The organism is Streptomyces kurssanovii, from assembly GCF_040677245.1.
Lineage (GTDB): Bacteria > Actinomycetota > Actinomycetes > Streptomycetales > Streptomycetaceae > Streptomyces > Streptomyces kurssanovii.
The window spans coordinates 139,317-165,427 of the sequence record NZ_JBFAQK010000001.1; the positions used below are offsets into that span (position 1 = coordinate 139,317).

A 26,111-nucleotide genomic window follows, 5' to 3' on the forward strand; every position below is an offset into this window, starting at 1 on the left:
GTGATCGATATCAGCGAGTCCGTGATGCAGGCCCTTCTCGCGTTCATCGTCGTCGCTCCGCTGGTCGGCGCCGCGGCCGCCCTGCTGCCCGCCCCGCCCGGGCTGCGCGGCAGCAGCCCCGACCAGGCGGTCCTGCGCCACGGTGTGACCGTCACCGGCGCGATCCTGCTCGCGGCGATCGTCCTGGCGCTCGGCTTCGACCACGACCAGCCGTCGAAGATGCAGGCCACGACCGACATCAGCTGGATCGCGGCACTCGACGTGCGGATCCACCTCGGCATCGACGGCATCTCGCTCCCCCTTCTCGTGCTGACGGCTCTGCTGACCTTCCTCTGCGCGCTGTACAGCTACTTCAACATGCCCGCGGGCCCGTCCCCGAAGGCTTTCGTCGCCCTGCTCCTGGTTCTGGAGTCCGGCACCCTGGCCACCTTCGCCGTCCTCGATCTGCTGCTGTTCTTCCTGGCCTTCGAGATGGTGCTCATCCCGATGTACTTCCTCATCGCCCGCTGGGGCGGCGAGGAAAGGCAGCCCGCCGCCTGGAAGTTCATCCTCTACACGCTGCTCGGCTCCGTCGTCATGCTGCTCGGCCTCCTGCTGATCGGGCTGAAGGCCGGCACATTCGACATGGTGGCACTCGCCACTGACAACGGCCGTGGACTGACCACGTCGGTGCAGGTCATCGCGGTTCTGGCGATCGGTCTCGGGCTCGCCGTGAAGACGCCGATGTGGCCCTTGCACACCTGGCTCCCCGACGCCCACACCGCCGCACCGACCGTCGGCTCGGTCCTCCTCGCCGGTGTGCTGCTGAAAATGGGGACGTACGGCTTCGTCCGCATCGTGCTGCCGATCGCGCCTGACGGGATGCGGACCTTCGCCCCGTACCTGGCCGCGTTCGCAGCCGTCGGCATCGTCTACGGCTCCCTGGCCTGCCTGGCACTCGCGCGCAGCGGCGCGGGCGGTGACCTGAAGCGTCTGATCGCCTATTCGTCGGTCGGTCACATGGGCTTCGTGCTGCTCGGCATCGCGTCGATGACGCCGACCGGCGTGAACGGCGCACTCTTCGCCAACATCGCCCACGGCCTCATCACCGGCCTGCTGTTCTTCCTGGTCGGAGCGGTCAAGGACCGTTACGGCACCGCCGACCTCGACACGCTCGCCGGCGCCACCGGCGCCGCACTGTACGGTCGCGCGCCGCGCCTGGGCGGCCTGCTCGCCTTCGCCGCCGTCGCCTCCCTCGGACTGCCCGGACTCGCCGGATTCTGGGGCGAGATGCTCGCGCTGTTCGGAGCGTTCGACCCGGCCGAAGGGCTCAGCCGCCCGGCCTTCCTCACCTTCATGTCGATCGGCGCGTTCGGCACCCTGCTCACCGCCGCGTACCTGCTCGTCGTCGTGCGTCGGGTGTGCATGGGCGGCCGGCTGCCGGAGGCCCGGGACGAGCAGTGGCCCGACCGGGTCACCGACGTCCGCGCGTACGAGTTCGCGGCCTGGTCCCCGCTCGTGGCCCTCACCGTCATCGCCGGACTGTGGCCCGCGGTCCTCCTCGGCCTCACCGACCCGGCCGTGCAGAAGCTCCTCTCAGGAGGCAAGTCGTGACCGTGGCAGCCGACGGCGCCAACAGCCTCGTCCAGTCCGTCGACTGGGCGGCGATCGCACCGCCCACGATCACCGCCGCCGTCGCGCTGGCCGTCCTCGTCGCCGACCTGTTCGTCGCCGACCGGCGCAAGCCGCTTCTGGGTGCCGTGGCGATCGCAGGTCTCGTCGTGTCGATGGCCGCGCTGCTGCCGCTGCGCAAGGGCGACCGCTCGACGTTCTGCCTGAACGACACCCCGGACGTCTGCAGCTACACCGCCGACCAGTTCACCCTGGTGATCCAGTTCCTGGTGCTCGGCGGGGCGCTGCTGACCGCGCTGCTCTCCCTCACGGACACCCGCGAGAAGCTGCCGCCCGGCGAGTTCTGGTTCCTGCTGCTGTCGTCCGCCGCGGGCGCGGCGCTGCTGCCCGCCTCCCGTGACCTCGCGACGCTCGTGGTCGCCCTCGAGGTGGCTTCACTGCCCGCCTTCGCGCTGGTGGGCCTCAGGCGCGGCGACAAGCTCTCCAGCGAAGCCGCCCTGAAGTTCTTCCTCTCCTCGGTCACCGCGACCGCCGTGACCCTCCTCGGCGTCAGCTTCGTGTACGCCGCCACAGGAACGCTGCACCTCACCCAGGTGGCTGCCGGGCTGGAGGACGTCCCCGGCCAACTGGACACGCTCGCCAAGGCCGGCGTCGTGCTGACCCTTGTCGGCTTCGCCTTCAAGACGGCCGCCGTCCCCTTCCACTTCTGGGTCCCTGACACCTATGTGGGGGCGCCGCTGCCGATCGCCGGCTATCTCTCCGTCGTCGGCAAGGCCGTCGGATTCACCGGGCTCATCCTTGTCACCGTGATCGCCTTCCCCGGGTACGCCGATATCTGGGGCCCCGCGATGGCGGTTCTCGCCGCCCTGACCATGACCGCCGGCAATGTCGCCGCGCTGCGCCAGTCCGCGTCGCGCACATGGAGCGCGGTGCGCCTGCTGGCCTGGTCCTCCGTGGCGCAGGCCGGGTATCTGCTGGTGCCGATCGCGGCCGCCGCGTACTCGAGCGACGACCAGATCGGCGCGACCGTCGCCTACGCGCTGATGTACGCCGTGGTGAACCTGGGCGCGTTCGCGGTGGCGGCCGTCGTCGCCCGCACGCGTCCGCTCAACCGGATCTCCGACTACCGCGGCCTGTACCACCGTCGGCCGCTGCTCGCGCTGGCCATGGGCTTCTTCCTGCTCTGCCTCGCCGGACTGCCGCCGGGCATCGTCGGCCTCTTCGCCAAGGTGACCGTGTTCTCCGCGGCCGTCGACGCGGGTCTCGGCTGGCTGGCCGTCGTCATGGGCATCAACGTCGTGATCGCCCTCTACTACTACCTGCAGTGGACGGCCGTCCTCTTCCGGGCTCCCGAGGCGGCGGAAGCGGAGGAAGCGGCGCAGCCGGCGGGGGAGGTCGCCTTGAAGGCGGTTCCCGCTCCCGTGACTGTCGCCGTGGCCCTCACCGCGGCGGTGGGCGTCGTCCTGTCCGGCTATCCCCAGCTGGTCCTGCGGTACGCCGCGGAGAGCCTCTTCTAGCCGGAGCGACCCTTTTCCGGATCCCTCCGGGGCCGGCCCGCTCCGCGAGCTCACCCGTACGGCCGTGACGTGGCCCCTGGAGCGCAAGGGAACCAGTGCCCCTCGCCTGGCGTTGACCAGTACAGAAGGGTCCACTGGAGAGTGGAGCACCACGCAAAGGGTTCCCCTGCCGCACCATCTGGAGGGCGTACCGTGCACCGCCGGCACAACGGGCTCAAAACCGCCGTACTCCTCGGGGGACTGTCCGCACTGATCCTCGTCATCGGCAGCTTCTTCGGCCGGACGGGGCTTTTCGTCGCGCTCGCGGTGGCGCTCGCGACCAATGCGTACGCCTACTGGAACAGCGACAAGCTGGCCCTCCGAGCCATGCGCGCCCGCCCGGTGAGCGAATTCGAGGCTCCGGCCCTGTACCGCATGGTCCGTGAGCTCTCGACCGCCGCCCGCCAGCCCATGCCGCGGCTCTACATCTCGCCGACCCAGGCCCCCAACGCGTTCGCCACCGGACGCAACCCGCGCAACGCGGCGGTGTGCTGCACCGAAGGGATCCTGCGCATCCTCGACGAGCGCGAGCTGCGCGGAGTCATCGGCCACGAGCTCAGCCACGTCTACAACCGAGACATCCTCATCTCCTCGGTGGCCGGAGCCCTCGCCTCCGTGGTGATGTTCCTGGTCAACTTCGCCTGGCTGATCCCCATCGGCCGGTCCGACGACGACGAAGGACCCGGCCTGGTCGGCATGCTGCTGATCATGCTGCTCGGCCCGCTGGCGGCATCCGTGATTCAGCTCTCCGTGAGCCGCTCCCGGGAGTTCGAGGCGGACGCGTCGGGCTCCCAGCTCACCGGTGACCCACTGGCCCTGGCCAGCGCACTGCGCAAACTGGACGCCGGTACGAAACAGCTCCCGCTGCCGCCGGAGCCGCGGCTCGAGACCGCGAGCCACATGATGATCGCCAACCCGTTCGGACCTGGCCGCGGCCTCGCCAAGATGTTCTCCACCCACCCGCCCATGGCGGAACGAATCGCCCGACTCGAGCAGATGGCAGGTCCTCGCCGATGAAGACAATCCTGAACGTCATATGGCTGGTCCTGAGCGGCTTCTGGCTGTTCCTCGGGTATCTGGTGGCAGGGCTGATCCTCTGCATCACCGTCATCGGCATCCCCTTCGGGCTGGCGTCGTTCCGCATCGGGATCTACGCGCTCTGGCCCTTCGGGTACACGACGACGGATCGCCGCGACTCCGGCGCTCCCTCCCTGGTCGGCAACGTCCTGTGGCTGATCCTGGCCGGCTGGTGGCTGGCGCTGGGCCACATCGTCACGGGTCTCGCTCTCTGCCTCACGCTCATCGGCATCCCGTTCGGCATCGCGAACTTCAAGCTCATCCCGGTGTCGCTGATGCCGCTGGGCAGGGAGATCGTCCGGACCGATCAGCCGTTCGCGGTGCGCTGAGAGCGTCCGGACCTCGTCCGCTCGGCTGCCTGCCTGCCTGCCTGCCTGTCCGTCCGTCCGACCGGCCGGCGCGGCGCACCCACCACCCACGCCGCCCGCCGGCGGCCGCTGATCAGCGGTTACGAGCCGCCCGAGCGCTGTTCCGCGCCGCGTACAGCGCCGCGCCCCCGGCCAGCACCGCGGCCCCGGTGATCACGGACGTCGGCGGCAACGAGAAAGCCAGAGCCAGGCATCCCGCCACCCCGCATCCAGCCGTCAGCCTCACGGTCCAGAGCACTCGAACGGGTGTATCGCCGGGCCGTCCGGAACCCAGCGTCCAGGCCGAGGCGTTGGCGATTGTGTAGTAGACGAGCACACCGAACGACGAGAAGCCGATCGCCCCGCGCAGGTCCACGGTCGCCGCCACCACCGCGACGACGACCCCCACAGCGACCTCCGCGCGGTGCGGCACCTGGAACCGCGGATGAACGGTGGCCAGTGCTCCCGGCAGATGGCCGTCCCGGGCCATCGCGAGCGTCGTCCTCGAGACGCCGAGAATCAGAGCGAGCAACGAACCGAGCGCCGCCACGGCGGCCCCCACACGTACCACCGGCGCCAGCCAGGGGACCCCCGCGGCACGCACGGCCTCGGCGAGCGGCGCCGTCGCCTGCCCGAGCCCCCCGGCACCCAGCACAGAGAGGACCGCGACAGCGACACACACATAGACGAACAGCGCGATGCCCAGGGCCAGCGGCACGGCCCGCGGGATGGTGCGTGCCGGATCCCGGACCTCCTCGCCCAGCGTGGTGATCCGCGCGTACCCGGCGAACGCGAAGAACAGCAGACCCGCCGCCTGGAGCACCCCGGCAGCCGACGCGTCGCCCCCCGGCTCCAAGTGCCCGAACCGCGCGTGCCCGGTACCGAGGGAGACCACCACGACCGCCGCGAGAACCGCCAGCACCACGGCCACGATCACCCGCGTCAGCAACGCCGACTTCTGAACGCCGCCGTAATTCAGCGCAGTCAGCGCCACCACGGCGGCGACCGCCACCGCGTTCGCGTGCTCCGGCCATGCGTACGCGCCGACGGTCAGAGCCATCGCGGCGCACGAAGCCGTCTTGCCGACCACGAACGCCCAGCCCGCCAAGTACCCCCAGAACTCTCCCAGCCGCTCCCGTCCGTACACATAAGTGCCGCCTGACGCGGGGTACAAGGAGGCCAGGCGTGCCGACGACATGGCGTTGCAGTAGGCCACCACCGCCGCGAGGGCAAGTCCGAGCAGCAGCGCGGAACCGGCTGCCCGCGCCGCCGGCGCGAGAGCCGCGAAGATTCCCGCACCGATCATCGACCCGAGGCCGATCACCACAGCGTCGAAGACCCCCAGCGACCGTCGCAACTCCTGTGTCATGTGCCGCACCCTACTGATCACCGCAACCGCTGCCCGCCGGTGCACGTCCCCGACAACAACACCCCATGAAAGGCAGGTTCATTTCCATGACCATCATCGGCTGGATCGTTCTCGGACTGCTGGCCGGAGCGATAGCCAAGATCCTGCTGCCCGGACGCGACCCGGGCGGCCTGGTCGGCACGACGCTCATAGGTGTCGCCGGAGCCTTCATCGGCGGCTGGATATCCTCCCGTTACCTGGACCGGGAGATCGCCAACCAGTTCTACGACGGGCCCACCTGGATCGCGGCCGTCGGCGGCGCGCTCGTCCTGCTGATCGCGTACCGGATCCTGTTCGGCCACTCGCGCTCGCGCTGAACCCCGCCTGGCGCCCGCGCGGGATCAGCCCGCCAGCCCGGTCTCGCGCAAAGTGATGTTCAAGCGGCCGCTGTTCATGCCGGTCGCAGGATCGGCCGTGGCCGGAAGCACCTTCGGCACGCCGTGAAAGGCGTAGCGGGAAGGGCCGCCGAAGACGAACAGGTCGCCGGACTCAAGCTCCACGTCCGTGTAGGGACGCCCCCTGGTCTGCGTGTTCCCGAACCGGAACACGCACGCATCACCGATGCTCAGGGAGACCACGGGAGCTCCTGACCGCTCCTCCTTGTCCTGGTGCATCCCCATCCTGGCAGCGCCGTCGTAGAAGTTGATCAGCGCGGTGTCGGGCGTGTAGCCCTGATGCTCCCCGTAGGCCTCGACCAGTGCCTCGCGTCCCAGCTCCACCAGCCACCCGGGAAACGGGGCGACCGGCGCACCGTTCACGTCGTCCGCGGTCCGGGAGTACCGGTACGGCTGCCAGTGCCGGCCCACGCACACCGTCCGCACCGACATCACGCCCCCGCCCGGCAGCACGGTGTGCCGGAGCGGAACCGGCCCGCGGGCCCAGCCGCGGCAGGCGTCCACCAGCTCCCGCTGACGCCGGGCGGACAGCCAGCCGGGCACATGCACCGCGCCCGGGGCGACGACCGCCCGGTCACGGGGGAACAGTGCTCCGTTCATGGGACCGGCCCCGTCACGGTGCCAGCGCGCCCTCGAGCCCGAGAAGCCGCGCCTTCGACTCCAGGCCGCCCGCGTATCCCCGCAGGGTGCCGTCCGCACCGATCACCCGGTGGCACGGACGCACCACGAGCAGCGGATTGCGCCCGATCGCCGTCCCCACGGCCCGCACACCGACCGCGGAAGTGCCGACCTGTGCGGCGATCTCCTTGTAGGTGGTGGTCCGCCCGTAGGGGACGTCCTCCAGCGCCTTCCAGACACGGCGCTGGAAGTCGGTCCCGCCGTCCGCGTACTCGATCTCGAAGCGGGTCAGCCGGCCCGAGAAGTACGACGACAACTGGCGCCCGATCTCCTCGAACGCCGCCGGGTCACGGCGCCAGCCGCCCTCGACGACCGCGCGGCCCTTCTGCCCGGGCAGCGAGAGCGAGGCCAGCGCGGTGCCACCCTTCGCCGTGCGCGACGCCCGCCCGACCAGCAGGAGCTCGCCCAACGGGCTGTCGACGATCTCGTAAGCGACGGTCTCCTGAGCACCGGTCATGGCTCGCGCTCCTCCTTGCGGTGTTCCGTCCGGCGGGCTCTCGCCCGCCCTTCCTCTACGAGTCTGCGACGCGGCGGCCGCCGGGGCTGGCGGGATTCGGACGTCACGGCGGGTGACGGCGGCCGCCTTCGTCATCGGCCGCACCACCCGGGCACGGGGCGGGGGCGGAGCGGCCGCGCCGCTCCGCCCCCGGTCGCCCCGGCGCGCCCGCTGACGTCAGCGGTAGTTCACGAACTGCAGCGCGAAGTCGAAGTCCTGCCCCTTGAGCAGCGCCTGCACGGCCTGCAGGTCGTCCCGGCTCTTCGAGCTGACCCGCAGCTCGTCGCCCTGGACCTGCGCCTTGACACCCTTCGGACCCTCGTCGCGGATGATCTTCGCGACCTTCTTGGCGTTCTCCTGTGAGATGCCCTCCTCGATCGAGGCGAAGATCTTGTACTCCTTGCCGGACAGCTGCGGCTCGCCGGCGTCCAGCGCCTTCAGCGAGATGCCGCGCTTGACCAGCTTGGTCTGGAAGACGTCCAGGATCGCGTTGACGCGGTCCTCGGAATTCGCCTGCATCAGGATCTTCTCGCCGGACCAGGAGATCGAGGCACCGACGTTCTTGAAGTCGTAGCGCTGCGAGATCTCCTTGGCGGCCTGGTTGAGGGCGTTGTCGACCTCCTGCCGCTCGACCTTCGAGACGATGTCGAAACTGGAGTCGGCCATGTCCTGTGGCTCCTTGTATCGGGTGAGTGGGGTGCGGCCGGATCACCCCGAACCGCGCGGTCAAGCCTAGCCACCCGCACCCACCCCGGCGCTGATCAATCCGGTGGCGAAGCACCCCGGTTCATCAGGTATCGTTTACGTCGTTGCCACGGAGCACCGCCCCACAGCGGTTCCTCCACAGGCGACATCCCATGGCGGTGTGCCCGAGTGGCCAATGGGAGCGGACTGTAAATCCGTCGGCTTAGCCTACCCAGGTTCGAATCCTGGCGCCGCCACGCGAAGAGATGGCCCCTGATCTGCGGAAACGCAGGCCAGGGGCCATCGTCGTCCAAGGTGCCGAACACGTTCCGCCTGCCTCTGACAGCTCTGCCGCGGATCTCGGCCTCCTCCGCACCACAGACCTCGGCGCCCCGCGCCGCCTGCCGGCCGACCTCAGGACGGCCGTGACACCCCGTGTGCCGCAGTCGCGCCGTGGGCCGGGTGGCGGTCGCCGCGCGAGGCGGGACGGCACACGGGCCCCGAGCCGGCGTCGTAGCGGCGACCGCGCCCGTCAGTCGGCCAGGCGGAACGCCAGCTCGATCTCCCACTTGGACATGTCCGGCTCCACCCGGGGATCCGTCTTGTACGTCTCCGTCCGGCATGCCCAGTGCTCGACCCCGTCGACCACTGTCATGTCCCACTCGAGACCTTCCCGCCCCGCCCACTCGTGCATCGCCGTGACGACACCGGCCAGCTGGTCCGGGTGCCCGACGTGGGTGACCGTCGCGTAGCGGCCGGGGGGCAGTACGGCCAGGCCGATGTCTCCCTCGGGCTCCGGGGCGGAGACGACGGGCATGCCGGCCTCGACCACCGACTCGCCCTCCATGTCGATGGTGTTGAAACGGAAGAACGGCGCTCCGGCGAACTCCGCGCCGTTGCCCGCGAGCCAGTTGATGAGTTCGGGCAGCCGGTCGGCGATCAGCGCGAAGGCGTCCATGCGTACGGAGCCGCGGACGTAGGCGTAGAGCTGCTCGTCGCGCTCCACGACCACCGGCCGGACTTCCTGTGTGTGATTGCTCATGACCTCAAAGACCCTAGGGGCGACGGGGATTCATCGCGGGGTTCGTGTCAGGTGGTCCATCGCGTGCTTCATCGCGGGGGTTCCTCGCCGGACCATGACGGGGATTCAGGCGGCGGATCCGACGAACGACCGGCCGGCGGCGGCTCGGTCAGTTCCCCGCGATGTCCTTCACGGCGACGGTGACGGGCGTCGAACCACTGACCAGTTCCAGCGTCAGTCCCGCGGTGGCCGGTGTCTCCACCATCTCCGCGAGCACCGCCGCCACATCGTCCCGAGGCACCATGCCGCGTCCCGTCGAGACCTCCAGCCGCACCATGCCCTTACCCGCGTCGTTGGTCAGCGTGCCGGGCCGCAGGATCGTCCATTCCAGGTTGGGACGGGACCGCACGTAGTCGTCCGCGGCGCCCTTCGCCCGCAGGTAGGCGTCGAAGACGTCGTCGCCCTTGTGTTCGGCGTCGGCACCCATGGAGGAGACGACGATGTACCGCCGTACGCCCGTGCGTTCGGCCGCGTCGGCGAAGAGGACGGCCGCGCCGCGGTCGACCGTGTCCTTCCGCTCGGTGCCGCTGCCAGGGCCCGCTCCCGCGGCGAACACCGCGGCGTCCGCGCCCTGGAGCACGGCCGCGACCTGTTCCACCGAGGCTGTTTCCAGGTCGAGGAACACCGGTTCGGCGCCGACGGCCCGCAGGTCGTCACCCTGCTTCGGATCGCGGATGATGCCCGCGACTTCGTGTCCGCCCGCGGAGAGCAGCCGCTCGAGACGGAGCGCGATCTGACCGTGTCCTCCTGCGATGACAATGCGCATGCATACGACGTTACGTCCGAAGCACCGAGCGTGCGCAGGGACGGCAAGGGGACACGCCCCCGATGGCCGGAACGCGCACCCGCTCCCCGCCCTCGGCGCCCGCGCGCCCGCACCGCGAGTGGATCCCCTAGGGGCCCTGCCGAACCCCGAGCGGATCCCCACGACCCCCGCCTCCACCGCGAGTCGACGCCCTCAGGGCCCCGGGTCCGGCCGCCCCTGGCGCGGCAGTTCGAGAGCGACGGCCGCCGCGGAGTCGCAGTATTCGCGCACCGCGCTCGTGCGGGCGACCACCCGTCCGCGGTGGATGACGATCCTGCTGTACGCGAGCGACAGCACGCCCGAGATCCGCTCGCCGCGCACCGCGAGCAGTTCCGCGGGGAAGCCGGCCTCGACCCGTACCGGGGGCAGTCCCATCACCTCCCGGGCCGTGCCGGCGACGCAGCCGTAGGCGTCCGAGGGCCGCATCCCCGCCTGGGACGACAGGAGATACGCGGCCTCCAGCGGATCCCCGCGGCCCACCGGGTTGCACACGTCCCGCAGCGCCCCGCTGCCCGCGGCGACCCGCACACCCGCCGCCCGCAGCAGCCGGACCGGCGCGTTGCCGCGCTGTTCGACGCCGGAGCAACCGCCCTGCGGCAGGGAGACGACGGTGACGCCCGCCGCCGCCAGCTGGTCCGCGGTCCGGGAGGCGATGTCCCTGGGCAGCCGGGCGAGACCGGCGCACGGCCCGACGGTGACGCCGGGCCGCAGCCCGCCGGCCATGGCCGCGAGCCGCGCCAGCCGTGCCGGGTCGTCGCCGTGGGTGTGCAGGTCGACGGGGCAGCCGTACTCGGCGGCGATCCCCAGCACCGTCTCCACGTACCCGGTGGGATCGGGGTCCGCGTCGGGGCAGCCGCCCACCACGCCGGCACCCATCTTCAGCGCGTCCCGCAGGAGAGCCAGGCCGTCGGCGCCGGCCACGCCCGTCAGCAGCCGCGGCACGGCGACGGCGGTCAGATCGGCGAGGCCGCGCAGGGACCGCCTGGCCTGGAGCACCGCCTCCAGTGGTCCGAGGCCCTGGACGTCCCCGATCCGTACGTGCGAGCGCAGCGCCGTCGCCCCGTGGCCCAGCTGGAGCAGCGCGGCCTCTGTGGCGCGCCGCTGGACGTCCTGTGTGTCGTACGACACGGGGCCGGGGGTCTCCGCGCTGAGTGCCGTGTCGCCGTGGAGGTGCGGTTCGGCGGGCGCGGGCAGCAGCAGGAAGCCCGTCAGGTCCACCCGGGCGGAGTGCGGCGGGAGGCTTCCCGCGGTGCCGACGGCCTCGATGCGGCCGCCGCTGAGCCGTACGTCGACCGTGCGACCGTCCGTGAGCCTTGCGCCGCAGAGCAGCAGCGCGGCGGTGTCCGCGGTGGCGCCGCCGGGCGGCTGCGGCTGGCTGTCGGGCATCGCGCTCCTGGGTGGGGCGGTCGGGCTCGGACGGCGGTCGCGCACACTGCCCGGGCGTGGGAGCCGTGGCGTGGGAGCCGGAGAGGATCACACAGCGTGCGTCGAGCGTAGGGGCGCTCGCGGTGCGCTTCGAGGAGGAGCGCAATAGTCGTACCGGCGTGGTCGTAAGTGGCCTACGGGACGGGCCGGGTGCCGTCCGCGGGCCTGCGGAGGACGGGAGCGGGGGCCGCACCCGGGACCGTGCGGGCGGGCCGGAAGCAGAGCCGGAAGCAGGGTCGGCCGCACCCACCGAAACGGATTTGGGCGATCGGCGAGGGACCGTGTAATGTCTTCATCGCTCGCCCCAATAGCTCAGTCGGCAGAGCGTCTCCATGGTAAGGAGAAGGTCTACGGTTCGATTCCGTATTGGGGCTCTGATGTCGAGTGACCTCGCCTTCGGGCGAGGGAACCCTGCATCGCAGCGGTGTAGCTCAGTCGGTAGAGCAAGCGGCTCATAATCGCTGTGTCACCGGTTCAAGTCCGGTCACCGCTACACACAGTAGCCGATTGTGGGGTCGGTCCTCCGATCGGCTACTCTTTTATGCGTTCATCCGTCCTATCCGTCCAAGGAGCACTCACGTGGCTGCCACCGACGTCCGCCCGAAGATCACGCTGGCCTGCGTGGAGTGCAAGGAGCGGAACTACATCACCAAGAAGAACCGGCGTAACAACCCGGACCGACTTGAGATGAAGAAGCACTGCCCGCGCTGCAACTCGCACACGGCGCACCGCGAAACGCGCTGAATAAGGCTCGTATACGAGGCCGTCCCCTTTGGGGGCGGCCTCGTGTCGTTTGCCGTACCGCCGTTCGTCCGGCGGCCGGCATTCAGTTGTGATCAATATCAGGAGGGACCAGTCCATGGCGCTCGACCAGTCGTTCGTGGGGCGGACGTATCCGCCCACCGCGCCGTACGAGGTGGGCCGGGAGAAGATCCGGGAGTTCGCCGCCGCGGTGGGGGACGCGAATCCCGCCTACACCGACCGTGAGGCCGCCCGCGCGCTCGGGCACTCGGATGTGATCGCTCCGCCGACGTTCGCCTTCACGATCACCTTCAGCGCCGCCGAGCAGGTCGTCCAGGACCCGCAGTTGGGGCTCGACTACAGCCGCGTGGTGCACCGCGAGCAGCAGTTCGCGTACGCACGACCGGTACGGGCGGGCGACAGGCTGACGGTCACCTCGACGATCGAGGCCATCAAGTCCCTCGCCGGCAACGACATCCTGGACGTGCGCGGCGACGTGCACGACGAGAGCGGTGAACTGGTCGTGACCGCTTGGACGAAGCTGGTGGCCCGCGCCGCCGAGGAGGCGTGATGGCAGCGAAGATCTCTTACGCGGACGTCGAGGCCGGCACCGAACTGCCGGCGCAGAGCTTTCCTGTGACGCGTGCCACGCTGGTGCGGTACGCGGGCGCGTCCGGCGACTTCAACCCGATCCACTGGAACGAGAAGTTCGCCACAGAGGTCGGGCTGCCGGACGTGATCGCGCACGGCATGTTCACCATGGCCGAGGCGATCCGGGTCGTGACCGACTGGGTGGGCGACCCGGGCGCGGTCGTCGAGTACGGCGTCCGCTTCACCAAGCCCGTCGTCGTCCCGAACGACGACAAGGGCGCACTGATCGAGGTCAGCGCCAGGGTCGCGGCGAAACTGGACGACAACCGGGTCCGCGTGGACCTGGTCGCGACCAGTGAAGGCCAGAAGGTGCTGGGCATGTCCCGCGCCGTCGTGCAGCTCGCCTGAAGCCGCCCGCGGAGGGTCGGCAGAAGCAGGTAAGGGGCGTCCCTCTTTGGAGGAGCGCCCCTTACGCGTGCACCCCCTCACGCGGCACCGCGTACGCGCGCATCCGGTCGGCACCCCGGCGACACCGCTTGACTAGTTAGTGATTAGCCAATAACTTTGTCGCATGGTCAGGATGAGCGCAGAAGAGCGACGCGAGAGCGTGATCCGTGCCGCGATCACGGAGTTCTCCCGCGCCGGATACAACGGCACCTCGACGGACGTCATCGCCAAGCGCGTCGGCGTCTCCCAGCCGTACCTCTTCCGTCTCTTCCCGAACAAGCAGGCCATCTTCCTGGCCGCGTCCTCGCGGTGTCTCGAGGACACCCGGCGTGTCTTCAGCGCGGCCGCCGAAGGGCTCGAAGGTGAGGAGGCCCTCGGTGCGATGGCCGCCGCGTACCAGCGCCTCATCGCGGACGACCCCGAGAAGCTGCTGATGCAGATGCAGACGTACGTCGCGGTGGCGGCCGCCGAGGCGGCGGGCGACCACGCCTTCGGTGAGCAGGTGCGGGCCGACTGGATGGAACTGTGGGAGACCGTCCATCTGCACCTCGGCGCCGACGTGAACGAGACCACGACCTTCCTGGCCTACGGGATGCTCGTCAACGTTCTCGTCTCGATGGGCTTCCCCGCGGAGCACCGCATCTGGTCCGGCTTCTACCTTTCCGCGCGGCCGGTCCAGGACTGAGGGGGGCCCACGCCCGTGGCGGTCCGCGCACTTCCTTGCCCGTGAAAGTTAGTCATCGATAACTAACCCTCTGGGGGAGCAGTGAACCAGCACCAGCATCAGCAACCCGCCCGACGCACCGGCGCGATCTGGGCACTCGTCATCACCAGCGTCGCCGGCTTCATGGCGGCCCTCGACAACCTCGTCGTCACCACCGCCCTCCCCTCCATCCGGGAGGACCTGGGCGGCGGCCTGGAAGACCTCGAGTGGACGGTGAGTGCCTACACGCTCACCTTCGCGGTCCTGCTGATGTTCGGTGCTGCCCTGGGGGACCGCTTCGGCCGCCGCAGGCTGTTCATCACCGGCCTGGCGATCTTCACCGGCGCGTCCGCCGGGGCGGCGCTCGCCTCCGGCATAGACGCCCTCATCGCCGCCCGCGCCGTCCAGGGCGTCGGCGCGGCGATCATGATGCCGCTCACGCTGACCCTGCTCACCGCCGCCGTCCCGGCCGCCCGCCGCGGGGCCGTACTGGGCATCTTCGGCGCCGTGACCGGCGTGGCCGTCGCCACCGGCCCGCTGATCGGCGGTTCTCTCACCGAGCACATCTCGTGGCAGTGGATCTTCTGGCTGAACGTCCCGATCGGACTGCTCCTGCTGCCGCTCGCCCGCCTTCGCCTCAGCGAGTCCTACGCCCCGGACGCCCGGCTCGACGTCCCCGGCACCCTGCTCGTCAGCGGAGGCCTCTTCGGCATCGTCTACGCGCTGGTCAACGGCAACGCCGACGGCTGGACCAGCCCCCGGATCCTGTTCTGCCTGATCGCGGGCGCCGTGCTGCTGGTCGCCTTCGCCTGGTACGGGGCCGTCGCCAAGAAGCCCATGCTGCCCATGCGTCTGTTCCGCAGCCGGGCCTTCTTCGGGATCAACATCGCGAGCCTGCTGATGTTCCTCGGCATGTTCGGCTCGATCTTCCTGCTCAGCCAGTTCCTCCAGGGTGTGGCCGGCTACTCGCCCACCGAGGCCGGCCTGCGGATGCTGCCCTGGACCGGCATGTCGCTTCTCGTCGCGCCCGTGGCGGGCCTCCTGTCCGACCGGATCGGCGGGCGTCCGGTCGTCACCGCCGGTCTGGCGCTCCAGGCTCTCGGCCTCGCGCTCTTCGCGCTGGTGCTCGAGCCCGGCGTCTCGTACACGGCCCAGCTGCCCGCCCTCGTCATCAGCGGCGTCGGCATGGCTCTGTACTTCGCCCCCGCCGCCAGTGTGGTCATGTCCAGCGTCCGCCCGTCGGAGCAGGGCATCGCATCAGGCGCGAACAACGCCCTCCGCGAGGTCGGCGGCGCGCTGGGTATCGCGGTGCTCGGCGCGGTCTTCGCCGCCCAGGGCGGCTACGAGACGCCGCAGGCCTTCTCCGACGGCACGGTCCCCGCGGTGTGGATCGGCGCCGGGGCCCTGGCCGCCGCCGCCCTGGTGGCCCTGCTGATCCCCGGTGGGCGTACGAGGCCGGACGGCACACTGCCCGGAGCCGTGGCCCCGGCCGCGGCCACGGACAGCGAGCGCACGCCCGTCGCGGTCTGACCCCCGCGTACCCGTACGGTCCGTGGCCCCACCGGAACGCCGGGGCCACGGACCGTACTCTTGTCCCCGTGCAGGAACTTCACGATGCCCCCCTCGCCCCCCTGACCACCTTCCGGCTCGGCGGCCCCGCGACCCGCCTCGTGGTCGCCACCACCGACGACGAGGTGATCGCCGCCGTGCGCGAGGCGGACGAGGCCGGCACGCCGCTGCTGATCATCGGCGGCGGCAGCAACCTGGTCATCGGCGACAAGGGCTTCGACGGGACCGCGCTGCGCATCGCGACCAGTGGCTTCGACCTCGATGGGACGCGCCTCGAGCTGGCCGCGGGGGAGACCTGGACCGACGCCGTCGCCCGCACCGTCGAAGCCGGGCTCGGTGGCGTCGAGTGCCTGGCCGGCATCCCCGGCTCCGCGGGCGCGACCCCGATCCAGAACGTCGGCGCCTACGGCCAGGAGGTCTCGTCGACGATCACGGAGGTCGTCGCGTACGACCGCCGCGGCGGCGGAACGGTGGTCCTTCCCAACGCCGAGTGCGGTTTCTCCTACCGCAACAGCCGCTTCAAGCAGGAACCCGACCGCTATGTCGTGCTGCGCGTCCGTTTCGAGCTCGAGGACGCCGGCGGCCTGTCCGCGCCCGTGAAGTACGCCGAGACGGCCCGTGCCCTCGGGATCGAGGTGGGCGACCGGGTCCCGGCCGCCACCGCCCGTGAGACCGTGCTCGCCCTGCGCGCGGGCAAGGGCATGGTGCTCGACGCCGACGACCACGACACCTGGTCGGCAGGCTCCTTCTTCACCAACCCGATCCTCACCGCCGCCGAGTACGAGACCTTCCTGGCCCGCGTGCGCGACCGGCTCGGCGACGGCGTCGCCCCGCCCGCCTACCCGGCGGGCGACGGGCACACCAAGACGTCGGCCGCCTGGCTGATCGACAAGGCCGGGTTCACCAAGGGCTACGGCTCGGGGCCGGCGCGCATCTCCACCAAGCACACGCTCGCGCTCACCAACCGCGGTCAGGCCACGACGGAGGACCTGCTGGCCCTGGCCCGCGAGGTGGTGGACGGCGTGCGCGACGCGTTCGGCGTGACGCTGGTCAACGAACCGGTGACCGTCGGCGTCAGCCTCTGAAACTGCGGAAGCCGGGGACCTGACAGGACCCGGCAGCCCAGGACCCGGGCGCCCAAGACCTAGTAGGCGACGCCCACGCCCTGACGGAGCACGGCGGGGTCGTCGGTCATCGCGAGCATCGCGTGCGCGACGTCCGCCCGGCCGATCACCCTGGCGCTGCGCGGATTGCCGCCGACCGCGACCCGGTACCGGCCGGTCAGCGGCTTGTCGAGCAGCCTCGGCGGCCGCACGGCGGTCCAGTCGGCCGCGCTGTGCGCGAGCTCGTCCTCCATGACCCGCAGATCGTCGTAGACGGGCTTCAGCACCGCACCCACGACCGACATCATCGCGCGGTCCCGCAGCGGCTCCCGCTCCGGTGCGCTGCCCAGCGGCGCCGCGCTGACGACCAGCAGCCGCCGCGTCCCCTCCGCCTCCATCGCGGTCAGCACCGAGCGGGTGAGCCGGGCCGCGATCCCGGCGTCGGACCTCTTGCGCGGGCCGAGACCGGAGAGCACCGCGTCCCGCCCGGCCACGGCTTCGCGCAGGGCCTCCGGATCGTCCAGACCGGAGCTGACGACCTCGAGCCGCTCCCCGGTCACCGTGAAACGCGCCGGATCGCGGACCACGGCCGTCACCCGATGGCCGGCGGCCAAGGCCTGCCTGACGATCTGCCCGCCGATGCCGCCGGTCGCGCCGAACACTGTGAGCTTCATGGTGCACACCCTCCTCGGGTGGGTAAGTGTTCACTCACCCCTAGGGTGGGTGTGTACTCACCCACCCGTCAAGCCCGGTATGGAGCGCGCATGGAACAGAAGCCCACCCGCGTCCGCATCATCGACGCGGCGCGAGATCTGATGCTCTCCATCGGCCTCGCCCGAACCACGACCAAGGAGATCGCCAAGGCGGCCGGCTGCTCGGAGGCGGCGCTCTACAAGCACTTCACGGGCAAGGAGGAGCTGTTCGTGACCGTGCTCCAGGAGAGGCTGCCGAAGCTGGGCCCGCTGCTGGCGGAGCTGGCCGCCGACCCGGGCGGCGCGAGCGTCGAGGAGAACCTCACCGACATCGCCCGCCAGGCAGCCCTCTTCTACGAGAAGACCTTCCCCATGGCCGCGTCGCTGTACGCCGAGCCCCGCCTCAAGCGCCGGCACGAAGAAGCCATGCGCGAGATGGGAACGGGCCCGCACAAGCCCATCGAGGGACTCGACGCGTATCTGCGCGCGGAACGGACGGCCGGCCGCATCAGCCCGGAGGCCGACACCTACGCCGCGGCGTCCCTGCTGCTCGGCGCCTGCGCACAGCGCGCCTTCGCCTACGACATGACCGCGGGCCACCGGCCGCCGCAGCCGCTCGACGAATTCGCGGCGGGTCTCGCGCGCACGCTGCTGCGAGGCGTCGCGGTCACCGGCGACGCCCGCTGAACGGTGTCGCCGCCCGGCCGCGCGGGGCCGAGCGGCGCGGATCAGGCCGGCGGAGACGCCAGCCAGTCGTCGATCCCCGCCAGCAGCTTCTGCCGGATGTCCTCCGGCGCCGCGGAACCCCGCACCGACTGACGCGCCAGTTCCGCCAGCTCCTGGTCCGTGAAGGCGTGGTGGCGGCGGGCCAGCTCGTACTGTGCCGCCAGCCGGGAGCCGAACAGCAGCGGATCGTCCGCGCCGAGCGCCATGGGGACCCCGGCGTCGTACAGCGTCCGCAGCGGCACGTCCTCCGGCTTCTCGTAGACGCCGAGCGCCACGTTGGAGGCCGGGCAGACCTCGCAGGTCACACCCCTCTCCGCGAGCTTGCGCAAGAGCCTCGGGTCCTCGGCCGCCCGCACACCGTGGCCGATCCGGGAGGCGCGCAGGTCGTCGAGGCAGTCCCGTACGGACGCGGGTCCGGTCAGCTCGCCGCCGTGCGGGGCCGCCAGCAGCCCGCCTTCGCGGGCGATGGCGAAGGCGCGGTCGAAGTCCCGCGCCATGCCCCGCCGTTCGTCGTTGGAGAGTCCGAATCCGACGATGCCGCGGTCCGCGTAGCGCACCGCCAGCCGGGCCAGCGTCCGGGCGTCCAGCGGGTGCTTCATACGGTTCGCGGCGACCAGCACGCGCATCCCGAGCCCGGTCTCCCTGGAGGCCGTGTCCACGGCGTCCAGGATGATCTCCAGCGCCGGGATCAGACCGCCGAGCCGCGGCGCGTACGAGGTCGGGTCGACCTGGATCTCCAGCCAGCCCGAACCGTCCCTGATGTCCTCCTCCGCCGCCTCGCGCACCAGCCGCTGGATGTCCTCGGGGTCGCGCAGGCAGGAGCGGGCCATGTCGTACAGACGCTGGAAGCGGAACCACCCGCGCTCGTCCGTGGCGCGCAGCTTCGGCGGCTCGCCCCCGGTCAGCGCCTCCGGAAGATGCACGCCGTGTTTGTCGGCGAGCTCCAGAAGAGTGGTGGGCCGCATCGACCCGGTGAAGTGCAGGTGCAGATGGGCTTTCGGCAGCAGGCTGACGTCTCGTTCGCGCTCCATTGAGTGATCCTGCCAAAGACGACCGGAACGGGGCAGCCCCTTTCCCCGATCGGGTTCTTGCCCGAACACAGAAACGGGCCCCCGGCCGAAGCCGGGGGCCCGTCGCACGCAGGGAGGGGATCAGTCGCGGGCCTCGGCCAGCAGCTTCTGGATCCGGGAGACACCCTCGGTCAGGTCTTCGTCACCCAGCGCGTAGGAAAGGCGCAGGTAACCGGGCGTGCCGAAGGCCTCGCCCGGGACGACCGCCACCTCGACCTCGTCGAGGATCAGGGCCGCGAGCTCCACGGAGGACTGCGGACGACGGCCGCGGATCTCCTTGCCCAGCAGGCCCTTCACCGACGGGTAGGCGTAGAAGGCGCCCTCGGGCGTCGGGCAGACCACACCGTCGATCTCGTTGAGCATCCGCACGATCGTCTGCCGGCGGCGGTCGAAGGCCTCACGCATCGTCGCGACGGCGTCCAGGTCGCCGGAGACGGCGGCCAGGGCCGCGATCTGCGCCACGTTGGAGACGTTCGACGTCGCGTGCGACTGCAGGTTGGTGGCGGCCTTCACGACGTCCTTCGGGCCGACGATCCACCCCACGCGCCAGCCCGTCATGGCGTACGTCTTCGCGACGCCGTTGACGACGATGCACTTCTCGCGCAGCGCCGGGACGAGGGCGGGCAGCGAGGTGAACGTCGCGTCGCCGTAGACCAGGTGCTCGTAGATCTCGTCCGTCAGCACCCACAGACCGTGCTCCGCGGCCCACTCGCCGATCGCGCGCGCGTCGGCCTCGCTGTAGACGGCGCCGGTCGGGTTGGACGGCGAGACGAAGAGGACGACCTTGGTCTTCTCCGTACGCGCGGCCTCGAGCTGCTCCACGGAGACGCGGTAGCCGGTGGTCTCGTCGGCCACGACATCGACGGGGACGCCGCCCGCGAGACGGATCGACTCGGGGTACGTGGTCCAGTACGGCGCCGGGACGATGACCTCGTCGCCCGGGTCGAGGATCGCGGCGAACGCCTCGTAGATCGCCTGCTTGCCGCCGTTGGTCACCAGGATCTGGGCCGGGTCCACCTCGTACCCGGAGTCGCGCAGCGTCTTCTCCGCGATGGCCTTCTTCAGCTCCGGCAGACCGCCGGCGGGGGTGTAGCGGTGGTACTTCGGGTTGCGGCAGGCCTCGACGGCGGCCTCGACGATGTAGTCGGGGGTCGGGAAGTCGGGCTCACCGGCGCCGAAGCCGATCACCGGACGCCCGGCGGCCTTGAGGGCCTTGGCCTTGGCGTCGACGGCGAGGGTCGCGGACTCGGAGATCGCACCGATGCGCGCGGAGACCCGGCGCTCGGTGGGAGGGGTTGCAGCGCTCATACGGCCCATGCTCCCAGACGCCGGAAGGACCCGGCACACAGGTTTCGAAGGGCGGACGACACGGACCTGCGGCGGACCGCGGAAGGGCCCGGAAGGCTGCGGCCGGGCTTTGTGTTCGACGCCGGGCCTGGGAACACGTACACTCACTGGCTGTTGGCCCTCACCAGCCAAGTCCGAGCCGGGCACTTAGTGCACCCGGACGGATGCGGTAGGTTGGGGGAGTCACAAAGGGTCGTAGCTCAATTGGTAGAGCACTGGTCTCCAAAACCAGCGGTTGGGGGTTCAAGTCCCTCCGGCCCTGCTACACACACCTTCGCCAGGCTGTGTGCGCATGTACGTACTTCTATGCACCGCCGTGCGGCTCCACCGGGCGCGGCACGGCCACGACCCGGGAATCAGGTGAGAGATCGTGACGGACGCCGTAGGCTCCATCGACATGCCTGATGCCGAGGACGAGACGCCGGAGTCGAAGAAGAAGACCCGCAAGGGCGGCAAGCGCGGCAAGAAGGGCCCGCTGGGTCGCCTGGCTCTCTTCTACCGCCAGATCGTCGCCGAGCTGCGCAAGGTCGTCTGGCCGACTCGTCATCAACTGACGACGTACACCACAGTGGTGATTATCTTCGTCGTCATCATGATCGGCCTCGTGACCGTGATTGACTATGGCTTCCAGGAAGCAGTCAAGTACGTCTTCGGCTGATCCGCGGAGGGCGCCGGAAATCGGCGCCCCTTTCGCATGTTCCACCCCATCTGTATCCAGGAAGAAGCCATCGTGTCTGACCCGAACCTGAACGACGCCGACCGTTCCGGCGAGAGCTTCGAGTCCCCTGAGGACGAGCTCGACATCGTCGAGGCGTCGGACGCTGAGGAGCCGGTCCAGGCAGAGGCTGCCGACGACGCCGCCGGTGAGCCGGCCGAGGACGAGGCCCTGCACGTCGAGAACGTCGACGAGGACGAGGCCGGCTCCGAGGACGCCGAGGCTGCCGAGGAGAGCGCGGAAGAGGCTCCCGAAGAGAGCGCGGAAGAGGCTCCCGAAGAGAGCGCGGAAGAGGCCGACGAGGAGCCGGCGGCTCCTGTCGACCCGGTCGCCGCCCTCCGTGACGAGCTCCGAGGCCTCCCCGGCGAGTGGTACGTGATCCACACCTACGCGGGCTACGAGAAGCGCGTGAAGGCCAACCTGGAGCAGCGTGCCGTCTCGCTGAACGTCGAGGAGTTCATCTACCAGGCCGAGGTCCCCGAGGAAGAGATCGTCCAGATCAAGAACGGCGAGCGCAAGAACGTCCGGCAGAACAAGCTGCCCGGCTACGTTCTCGTCCGCATGGATCTGACGAACGAGTCCTGGGGCGTCGTCCGTAACACCCCCGGTGTCACCGGCTTCGTCGGCAACGCCTACGACCCGTACCCGCTGACCCTGGACGAGATCGTCAAGATGCTCGCCCCGGAGGCCGAGGAGAAGGCCGCCCGCGAGGCCGCGGAGGCCGAGGGCAAGCCGGCTCCGGCCCGCAAGGTCGAGGTCCAGGTGCTGGACTTCGAGGTCGGCGACTCGGTCACCGTCACCGACGGCCCGTTCGCGACGCTGCAGGCCACGATCAACGAGATCAACGCCGACTCGAAGAAGGTCAAGGGCCTTGTCGAGATCTTCGGCCGCGAGACCCCGGTCGAGCTCAGCTTCGACCAGATCCAGAAGAACTAGTTCCTTCTGGACGCCAGGTTTCCGAACAGGTCAGACCGCCTCTCGCAGGCTGTCTGACCTGCTCGGTTTTTGGCCGCGCATGGATACCCGTTATCGTTGTGCGGTATGCCTCCATCCGGATGATCGGGTGGCAGGCGGATAACTCTCACTAGGACCCGGAGAGAGCAATGCCTCCCAAGAAGAAGAAGGTCACGGGGCTTATCAAGCTCCAGATCCAGGCCGGTGCGGCCAACCCGGCTCCGCCGGTCGGCCCCGCCCTGGGCCAGCACGGCGTCAACATCATGGAGTTCTGCAAGGCCTACAACGCCGCGACCGAGTCGCAGCGTGGCATGGTCGTGCCGGTGGAGATCACGGTCTACGAGGACCGTTCCTTCACTTTCATCACCAAGACTCCGCCGGCCGCCAAGCTGATCCTCAAGGCCGCGGGTGTGGACAAGGGCTCCGGCGAGCCGCACAAGACCAAGGTTGCCAAGCTGACGGCTGCCCAGGTCCGCGAGATCGCCACGACCAAGCTCCCCGACCTGAACGCCAATGACCTCGACGCCGCGTCGAAGATCATTGCCGGCACCGCCCGTTCCATGGGCATCACGGTCGAGGGCTGACAGCCCCCTCGTAAGCCCCAGTGGTAGGACCAAGCGCTGGTCCGCACCACGACTCCACGCTCAACACATCAGGAGCAGAAGTGAAGCGCAGCAAGACTCTCCGCGCTGCGGACGCCAAGATCGACCGGGAGCGTAACTACGCCCCGCTCGAGGCTGTCCGTCTCGCCAAGGACACCGCCGCCACCAAGTTCGACGGCACCGTCGAGGTCGCCTTCCGTCTGGGCGTTGACCCGCGTAAGGCCGACCAGATGGTCCGTGGCACCGTCAACCTTCCGCACGGCACCGGCAAGACCGCCCGGGTCCTGGTCTTCGCGACCGGTGACCGTGCTGCGGCCGCGGAAGCCGCGGGCGCCGACATCGTCGGCTCCGACGAACTGATCGACGAGATCTCCAAGGGCAACCGCCTGAACGAGTTCGACGCGGTCGTCGCCACCCCGGACCTCATGGGCAAGGTCGGCCGCCTCGGCCGTGTGCTCGGTCCGCGTGGTCTGATGCCGAACCCGAAGACCGGCACCGTCACGATGGACGTCGCCAAGGCCGTCAACGAGATCAAGGGCGGCAAGATCGAGTTCCGCGTCGACAAGCACTCGAACCTGCACTTCATCATCGGCAAGGTCTCCTTCGACGAGACGAAGCTGGTCGAGAACTACGCCGCGGCGCTGGAGGAGATCCTCCGTCTCAAGCCGTCCGCCGCGAAGGGCCGCTACATCAAGAAGGCGACCCTGACCACGACGATGGGCCCCGGCATCCCGCTGGACTCCAACCGCACCCGCAACCTCCTCGTCGAGGAGGACCCGGCCGCCGTCTGATCCCTGGACGGCAGTCGCGGGCATCGCGTCCGAACCGGCCCCCGCAGCTCTTCGGAGCCGCGGGGGCCGGCTCTTTTCCGGGGCACGGTGTCGGTCGGGAGGGTTAAGCTCGTCCGGAAAGATCAAGAGCGAGCAAAATCCCGTGGGGGGAATCGTGAACACAAAGCTCCGGAAGACAGCCGGGATAGTCCTGGCCGGTGTACTGCTCTGCGGCACGGCTGCGTGCACCGACGACGGCAAGGCGTCGTCCGGCAAGGCCGCCGGGTCCGCCCAGGCGTCCTCGTCCGCGGACAAGCCCGTCGAGGTCACCCCGGCCGCCGCGGTCAAGCGTGCGGCGGAGAAGGACGAGAAGCTCACCTCGCTGAGCTACTCGATGAGCGGCACCGTCCCGGGAGAGGGCGACATCGAGGCCCAGGCCTCCATGGCCATGAAGCCGCTGGCCATGAGCATGAGGATGAAGGGCGGCGTGGGGGCCGATGCCGGAGAGGTGGAGATCCGCCTCGTCGGCGGGGCGATGTACCTCAACAGCGGGGAGCCGCTCGAGGCCGGCAAGACGTGGATGAAGTTCGACCTCGCGGCCCTCAAGGAGGCCGGCGGCGAGGACCCGCTGGCCGAGCTGACCGCCCAGGCCGACAGGAACCCCGCCCAGGACACCGCGGCGCTCACCGCCTCCAAGGACCTCAAGAAGGTCGGTGAGGAGACCGTCGACGGCGTGCGGACCACGCACTACACGGGCACCCTGACCCTCGACGCCATGCGCGCGAGCCTGGCCGGCGAGGACGCGGAGACCAAGAAGCGCCGCGAGGGGACCCTCGAGCAGTACGAGGAGCTCGGCGTCGAGAAGCTCACCATGGACATATGGATCGACGAGAACGACCAGACCAAGCAGGTCCGGACCCGCAGCACGACAAGTGAGGGCCCGATGGACCTCACCATCAAGATCCTGTCGGTCGACAAGCCCGTGACCGTGGCGGCTCCGCCCGCTGCCGAGACCGTCGATCTCGCCGAAATGATGAAGGACGCAGGGGACGCCTGACGCGAATCCGGCGGATTTGCCTGGCGGGGTTGCGTTCGCGTACTCTTCCGAAGAAGCCAAAGACCGCTGGTCGTTGCCGTGCTCTCCTTCCGAGGGTCCGGTGGCCGAAGGATCCGCTCAGTAGCGGACGTCCTGCGCAGGTGACTGTGGAAAGTTCCCGGAAGCAATTCCGGTCGAGCTCAGCCCCGTGCGCCTGCGCCGGGGCGTTTCGTTTTGTTCGGCCCTTCTGAGCGGTCCTCATCACCCGGAAGGAGGCCGACGCTCATGGCAAGGCCCGACAAGGCTGCCGCGGTGGCCGAGCTGACGGAGTCGTTCCGCAGCTCGAACGCCGCCGTGCTGACCGAGTACCGGGGTCTCACCGTGGCTCAGCTCAAGGAGCTGCGCCGTTCGCTCGGTGAGAACGCCCAGTACGCCGTGGTGAAGAACACGCTGACCAAGATTGCGGCCAACGAGGCCGGGATCAACTCGCTCGACGACCACTTCACTGGTCCGACGGCGGTTGCCTTCATCACCGGTGACCCGGTGGAGTCGGCGAAGGGTCTTCGTGACTTCGCCAAGGACAACCCGAATCTGATCATCAAGGGCGGTGTCCTTGATGGCAAGGCGCTGTCCGCCGATGAGATCAAGAAGCTTGCGGACCTCGAGTCCCGCGAGGTTCTGCTCGCCAAGCTGGCGGGTGCCATGAAGGGCAAGCAGTCCCAGGCTGCCGCGCTCTTCCAGGCGCTTCCCTCGAAGTTCGTCCGCACCGCGGAGGCGCTTCGTGCCAAGAAGGCCGAGCAGGGCGGTGCCGAGTAATTCGGCTCGCGCATTGACCGCCGCCTGAGGCGACGGTCACAGCGGGCCGAACGTACGCCCGCCTCACATGTACACACGGCACCTGCCGAATGAGTGGAAGGACGCCATCATGGCGAAGCTGTCCCAGGACGACCTGCTTGCGCAGTTCGAGGAGATGACCCTCATCGAGCTCTCCGAGTTCGTGAAGGCCTTCGAGGAGAAGTTCGACGTCACCGCCGCCGCCCCGGTCGCCGTTGCCGCCGGTGGCGCTGCTGCCGCCCCGGCCGAGGCCGAGGCCGAGCAGGACGAGTTCGACGTCATCCTCACCGGCGCCGGTGAGAAGAAGATCCAGGTCATCAAGGTCGTGCGTGAGCTGACCTCCCTGGGTCTGAAGGAGGCCAAGGACCTCGTCGACGGCACCCCGAAGCCGGTCCTCGAGAAGGTCGCCAAGGACGCCGCGGAGAAGGCTGCCGAGTCCCTCAAGGCCGCCGGCGCCTCCGTCGAGGTCAAGTGACCTCGCGAGTCTTCTGACTCCCGCGCTGTAACGCGCACACACTGAAGGGCGATCACCCAAGCGGGTGGTCGCCCTTCGGCGTTCCGGCCGAGGGTGCCTTGTTCTTCTCCCTCCTGGGAGTATGGTGATCTTCGCCGTGCGCCCCTCACGGCGGCCGATGAGGGTCCCGGAGC

Annotated in this window: 29 protein-coding genes and 4 tRNA genes; 23 read left to right on the forward strand and 10 right to left on the reverse strand. The window is 69.9% G+C overall.

What is annotated here, in order from left to right; all coding sequences use genetic code 11:
• From AB0K36_RS00665 to AB0K36_RS00680, 4 genes are all read left to right on the forward strand, one after another.
• Entirely contained in the window at positions 1-1,593 is a 1,593-nt protein-coding gene (locus AB0K36_RS00665; RefSeq protein ID WP_364586393.1) for an NADH-quinone oxidoreductase subunit M, read from the forward strand.
• Positions 1,590-3,128 (forward strand): NADH-quinone oxidoreductase subunit N, encoded by a 1,539-nt coding sequence (locus AB0K36_RS00670; protein WP_364586396.1) that lies wholly within the window; start codon positions 1,590-1,592, stop codon positions 3,126-3,128. Before AB0K36_RS00665 ends, AB0K36_RS00670 begins: the two co-directional genes overlap by 4 nt.
• 192 nt (positions 3,129-3,320) lie before the next feature.
• The gene (gene htpX, locus AB0K36_RS00675; RefSeq protein ID WP_364586399.1) at positions 3,321-4,184 is read left to right on the forward strand and encodes a zinc metalloprotease HtpX; all 864 of its coding nucleotides are present in this window, start codon (positions 3,321-3,323) and stop codon (positions 4,182-4,184) included.
• Positions 4,181-4,573 carry a YccF domain-containing protein gene (locus AB0K36_RS00680; RefSeq protein WP_189466966.1) on the forward strand — a complete coding sequence of 131 codons (393 nt, stop codon included), beginning with the start codon at positions 4,181-4,183 and terminating at the stop codon, positions 4,571-4,573. Before htpX ends, AB0K36_RS00680 begins: the two co-directional genes overlap by 4 nt.
• A 112-nt stretch (positions 4,574-4,685) precedes the next feature.
• On the opposite strand, the gene AB0K36_RS00685 is transcribed toward AB0K36_RS00680, so the two are convergent.
• On the reverse strand, positions 4,686-5,960 hold the full coding sequence (locus tag AB0K36_RS00685) for an APC family permease (protein ID WP_364586402.1): 1,275 nt from the start codon (positions 5,958-5,960) through the stop codon (positions 4,686-4,688).
• An 86-nt stretch (positions 5,961-6,046) separates the two neighbouring features.
• On the opposite strand from AB0K36_RS00685, the gene AB0K36_RS00690 reads away from it, so the two are divergent.
• Positions 6,047-6,316 (forward strand): GlsB/YeaQ/YmgE family stress response membrane protein, encoded by a 270-nt coding sequence (locus AB0K36_RS00690; RefSeq protein WP_189466962.1) that lies wholly within the window; start codon positions 6,047-6,049, stop codon positions 6,314-6,316.
• A gap of 24 nt (positions 6,317-6,340) precedes the next feature.
• On the opposite strand, the gene AB0K36_RS00695 is transcribed toward AB0K36_RS00690, so the two are convergent.
• The 3 genes from AB0K36_RS00695 to AB0K36_RS00705 form a co-directional block, all read right to left on the reverse strand.
• Positions 6,341-6,994, reverse strand: a complete 654-nt coding sequence (locus tag AB0K36_RS00695) for an alpha-ketoglutarate-dependent dioxygenase AlkB family protein (protein ID WP_364586405.1) — start codon at positions 6,992-6,994, stop codon at positions 6,341-6,343.
• A 13-nt stretch (positions 6,995-7,007) separates the two neighbouring features.
• On the reverse strand, positions 7,008-7,529 hold the full coding sequence (locus AB0K36_RS00700) for a methylated-DNA--[protein]-cysteine S-methyltransferase (protein WP_364586408.1): 522 nt from the start codon (positions 7,527-7,529) through the stop codon (positions 7,008-7,010).
• Positions 7,530-7,745: 216 nt separating this feature from the next.
• Positions 7,746-8,234 carry a YajQ family cyclic di-GMP-binding protein gene (locus tag AB0K36_RS00705; RefSeq protein WP_189466956.1) on the reverse strand — a complete coding sequence of 163 codons (489 nt, stop codon included), beginning with the start codon at positions 8,232-8,234 and terminating at the stop codon, positions 7,746-7,748.
• Between the two features lie 193 nt (positions 8,235-8,427).
• Here AB0K36_RS00705 and AB0K36_RS00710 point away from each other — a divergent pair.
• Positions 8,428-8,509, forward strand: a tRNA-Tyr gene (locus tag AB0K36_RS00710).
• 275 nt (positions 8,510-8,784) lie between these two features.
• On the opposite strand, the gene AB0K36_RS00715 is transcribed toward AB0K36_RS00710, so the two are convergent.
• The 3 genes from AB0K36_RS00715 to AB0K36_RS00725 form a co-directional block, all read right to left on the reverse strand.
• Entirely contained in the window at positions 8,785-9,294 is a 510-nt protein-coding gene (locus AB0K36_RS00715) for a GyrI-like domain-containing protein (RefSeq protein WP_364586411.1), read from the reverse strand.
• A gap of 148 nt (positions 9,295-9,442) precedes the next feature.
• Positions 9,443-10,099, reverse strand: a complete 657-nt coding sequence (locus tag AB0K36_RS00720) for an SDR family oxidoreductase (RefSeq protein ID WP_364586414.1) — start codon at positions 10,097-10,099, stop codon at positions 9,443-9,445.
• A gap of 192 nt (positions 10,100-10,291) precedes the next feature.
• On the reverse strand, positions 10,292-11,524 hold the full coding sequence (locus AB0K36_RS00725; protein WP_364586417.1) for an amidohydrolase family protein: 1,233 nt from the start codon (positions 11,522-11,524) through the stop codon (positions 10,292-10,294).
• Between the two features lie 340 nt (positions 11,525-11,864).
• Between AB0K36_RS00725 and AB0K36_RS00730 the strand changes: the two genes are divergently transcribed.
• From AB0K36_RS00730 to AB0K36_RS00765, 8 genes are all read left to right on the forward strand, one after another.
• Positions 11,865-11,937, forward strand: a tRNA-Thr gene (locus tag AB0K36_RS00730).
• 46 nt (positions 11,938-11,983) lie between these two features.
• A tRNA-Met gene (locus AB0K36_RS00735) sits at positions 11,984-12,056 on the forward strand.
• An 86-nt stretch (positions 12,057-12,142) separates the two neighbouring features.
• The gene (rpmG, locus tag AB0K36_RS00740; protein WP_003956487.1) at positions 12,143-12,307 is read left to right on the forward strand and encodes a 50S ribosomal protein L33; all 165 of its coding nucleotides are present in this window, start codon (positions 12,143-12,145) and stop codon (positions 12,305-12,307) included.
• Positions 12,308-12,422: 115 nt separating this feature from the next.
• Positions 12,423-12,875, forward strand: coding sequence for an FAS1-like dehydratase domain-containing protein (locus AB0K36_RS00745; protein WP_364586420.1), 453 nt, complete (start codon positions 12,423-12,425; stop codon positions 12,873-12,875).
• On the forward strand, positions 12,875-13,303 hold the full coding sequence (locus AB0K36_RS00750; protein ID WP_364586423.1) for a MaoC family dehydratase: 429 nt from the start codon (positions 12,875-12,877) through the stop codon (positions 13,301-13,303). The genes AB0K36_RS00745 and AB0K36_RS00750 overlap by 1 nt, the downstream gene beginning before the upstream one ends.
• 172 nt (positions 13,304-13,475) lie before the next feature.
• Positions 13,476-14,027, forward strand: coding sequence for a TetR/AcrR family transcriptional regulator (locus AB0K36_RS00755; RefSeq protein WP_364586426.1), 552 nt, complete (start codon positions 13,476-13,478; stop codon positions 14,025-14,027).
• An 81-nt stretch (positions 14,028-14,108) separates the two neighbouring features.
• Entirely contained in the window at positions 14,109-15,575 is a 1,467-nt protein-coding gene (locus AB0K36_RS00760; RefSeq protein ID WP_364586429.1) for a DHA2 family efflux MFS transporter permease subunit, read from the forward strand.
• A gap of 68 nt (positions 15,576-15,643) precedes the next feature.
• Positions 15,644-16,699: a UDP-N-acetylmuramate dehydrogenase gene (locus tag AB0K36_RS00765; RefSeq protein ID WP_364586432.1), complete on the forward strand. Its 1,056-nt coding sequence runs from the start codon at positions 15,644-15,646 to the stop codon at positions 16,697-16,699.
• Between the two features lie 59 nt (positions 16,700-16,758).
• On the opposite strand, the gene AB0K36_RS00770 is transcribed toward AB0K36_RS00765, so the two are convergent.
• Positions 16,759-17,391: an NAD(P)-dependent oxidoreductase gene (locus tag AB0K36_RS00770; RefSeq protein ID WP_364586435.1), complete on the reverse strand. Its 633-nt coding sequence runs from the start codon at positions 17,389-17,391 to the stop codon at positions 16,759-16,761.
• A gap of 90 nt (positions 17,392-17,481) precedes the next feature.
• On the opposite strand from AB0K36_RS00770, the gene AB0K36_RS00775 reads away from it, so the two are divergent.
• Complete coding sequence (locus AB0K36_RS00775) at positions 17,482-18,096, forward strand: TetR/AcrR family transcriptional regulator (protein ID WP_364586438.1); 615 nt, start codon at positions 17,482-17,484, stop codon at positions 18,094-18,096.
• Between the two features lie 41 nt (positions 18,097-18,137).
• Here the strand turns inward: AB0K36_RS00775 and AB0K36_RS00780 are convergent, their stop codons facing one another.
• Both AB0K36_RS00780 and AB0K36_RS00785 read right to left on the reverse strand, forming a co-directional pair.
• The gene (locus tag AB0K36_RS00780; RefSeq protein ID WP_364586441.1) at positions 18,138-19,166 is read right to left on the reverse strand and encodes an adenosine deaminase; all 1,029 of its coding nucleotides are present in this window, start codon (positions 19,164-19,166) and stop codon (positions 18,138-18,140) included.
• Between the two features lie 120 nt (positions 19,167-19,286).
• The gene (locus AB0K36_RS00785; protein ID WP_364586443.1) at positions 19,287-20,513 is read right to left on the reverse strand and encodes a pyridoxal phosphate-dependent aminotransferase; all 1,227 of its coding nucleotides are present in this window, start codon (positions 20,511-20,513) and stop codon (positions 19,287-19,289) included.
• 228 nt (positions 20,514-20,741) lie between these two features.
• Here AB0K36_RS00785 and AB0K36_RS00790 point away from each other — a divergent pair.
• The 8 genes from AB0K36_RS00790 to rplL all read left to right on the forward strand — a co-directional run bounded on the left by AB0K36_RS00790 (position 20,742) and on the right by rplL (position 25,938).
• Positions 20,742-20,814: transfer RNA gene (locus tag AB0K36_RS00790), tRNA-Trp, on the forward strand.
• Between the two features lie 108 nt (positions 20,815-20,922).
• A complete protein-coding gene (gene secE, locus AB0K36_RS00795; RefSeq protein WP_159688599.1) occupies positions 20,923-21,210 on the forward strand; it encodes a preprotein translocase subunit SecE in 288 nt (95 codons plus the stop codon).
• A 72-nt stretch (positions 21,211-21,282) separates the two neighbouring features.
• Positions 21,283-22,203 (forward strand): transcription termination/antitermination protein NusG, encoded by a 921-nt coding sequence (nusG, locus tag AB0K36_RS00800; RefSeq protein WP_364586446.1) that lies wholly within the window; start codon positions 21,283-21,285, stop codon positions 22,201-22,203.
• 167 nt (positions 22,204-22,370) lie between these two features.
• Positions 22,371-22,805, forward strand: a complete 435-nt coding sequence (gene rplK / locus AB0K36_RS00805; RefSeq protein ID WP_005313632.1) for a 50S ribosomal protein L11 — start codon at positions 22,371-22,373, stop codon at positions 22,803-22,805.
• A gap of 80 nt (positions 22,806-22,885) precedes the next feature.
• Positions 22,886-23,614, forward strand: coding sequence for a 50S ribosomal protein L1 (gene rplA, locus AB0K36_RS00810; RefSeq protein ID WP_005313630.1), 729 nt, complete (start codon positions 22,886-22,888; stop codon positions 23,612-23,614).
• 154 nt (positions 23,615-23,768) lie between these two features.
• Positions 23,769-24,650 carry an SCO4651 family lipoprotein gene (locus tag AB0K36_RS00815; RefSeq protein WP_364586450.1) on the forward strand — a complete coding sequence of 294 codons (882 nt, stop codon included), beginning with the start codon at positions 23,769-23,771 and terminating at the stop codon, positions 24,648-24,650.
• Positions 24,651-24,914: 264 nt separating this feature from the next.
• The gene (gene rplJ / locus AB0K36_RS00820; protein WP_005313626.1) at positions 24,915-25,445 is read left to right on the forward strand and encodes a 50S ribosomal protein L10; all 531 of its coding nucleotides are present in this window, start codon (positions 24,915-24,917) and stop codon (positions 25,443-25,445) included.
• Between the two features lie 109 nt (positions 25,446-25,554).
• Positions 25,555-25,938 (forward strand): 50S ribosomal protein L7/L12, encoded by a 384-nt coding sequence (rplL, locus tag AB0K36_RS00825; RefSeq protein ID WP_005313624.1) that lies wholly within the window; start codon positions 25,555-25,557, stop codon positions 25,936-25,938.
• Positions 25,939-26,111 lie beyond the last annotated feature (173 nt).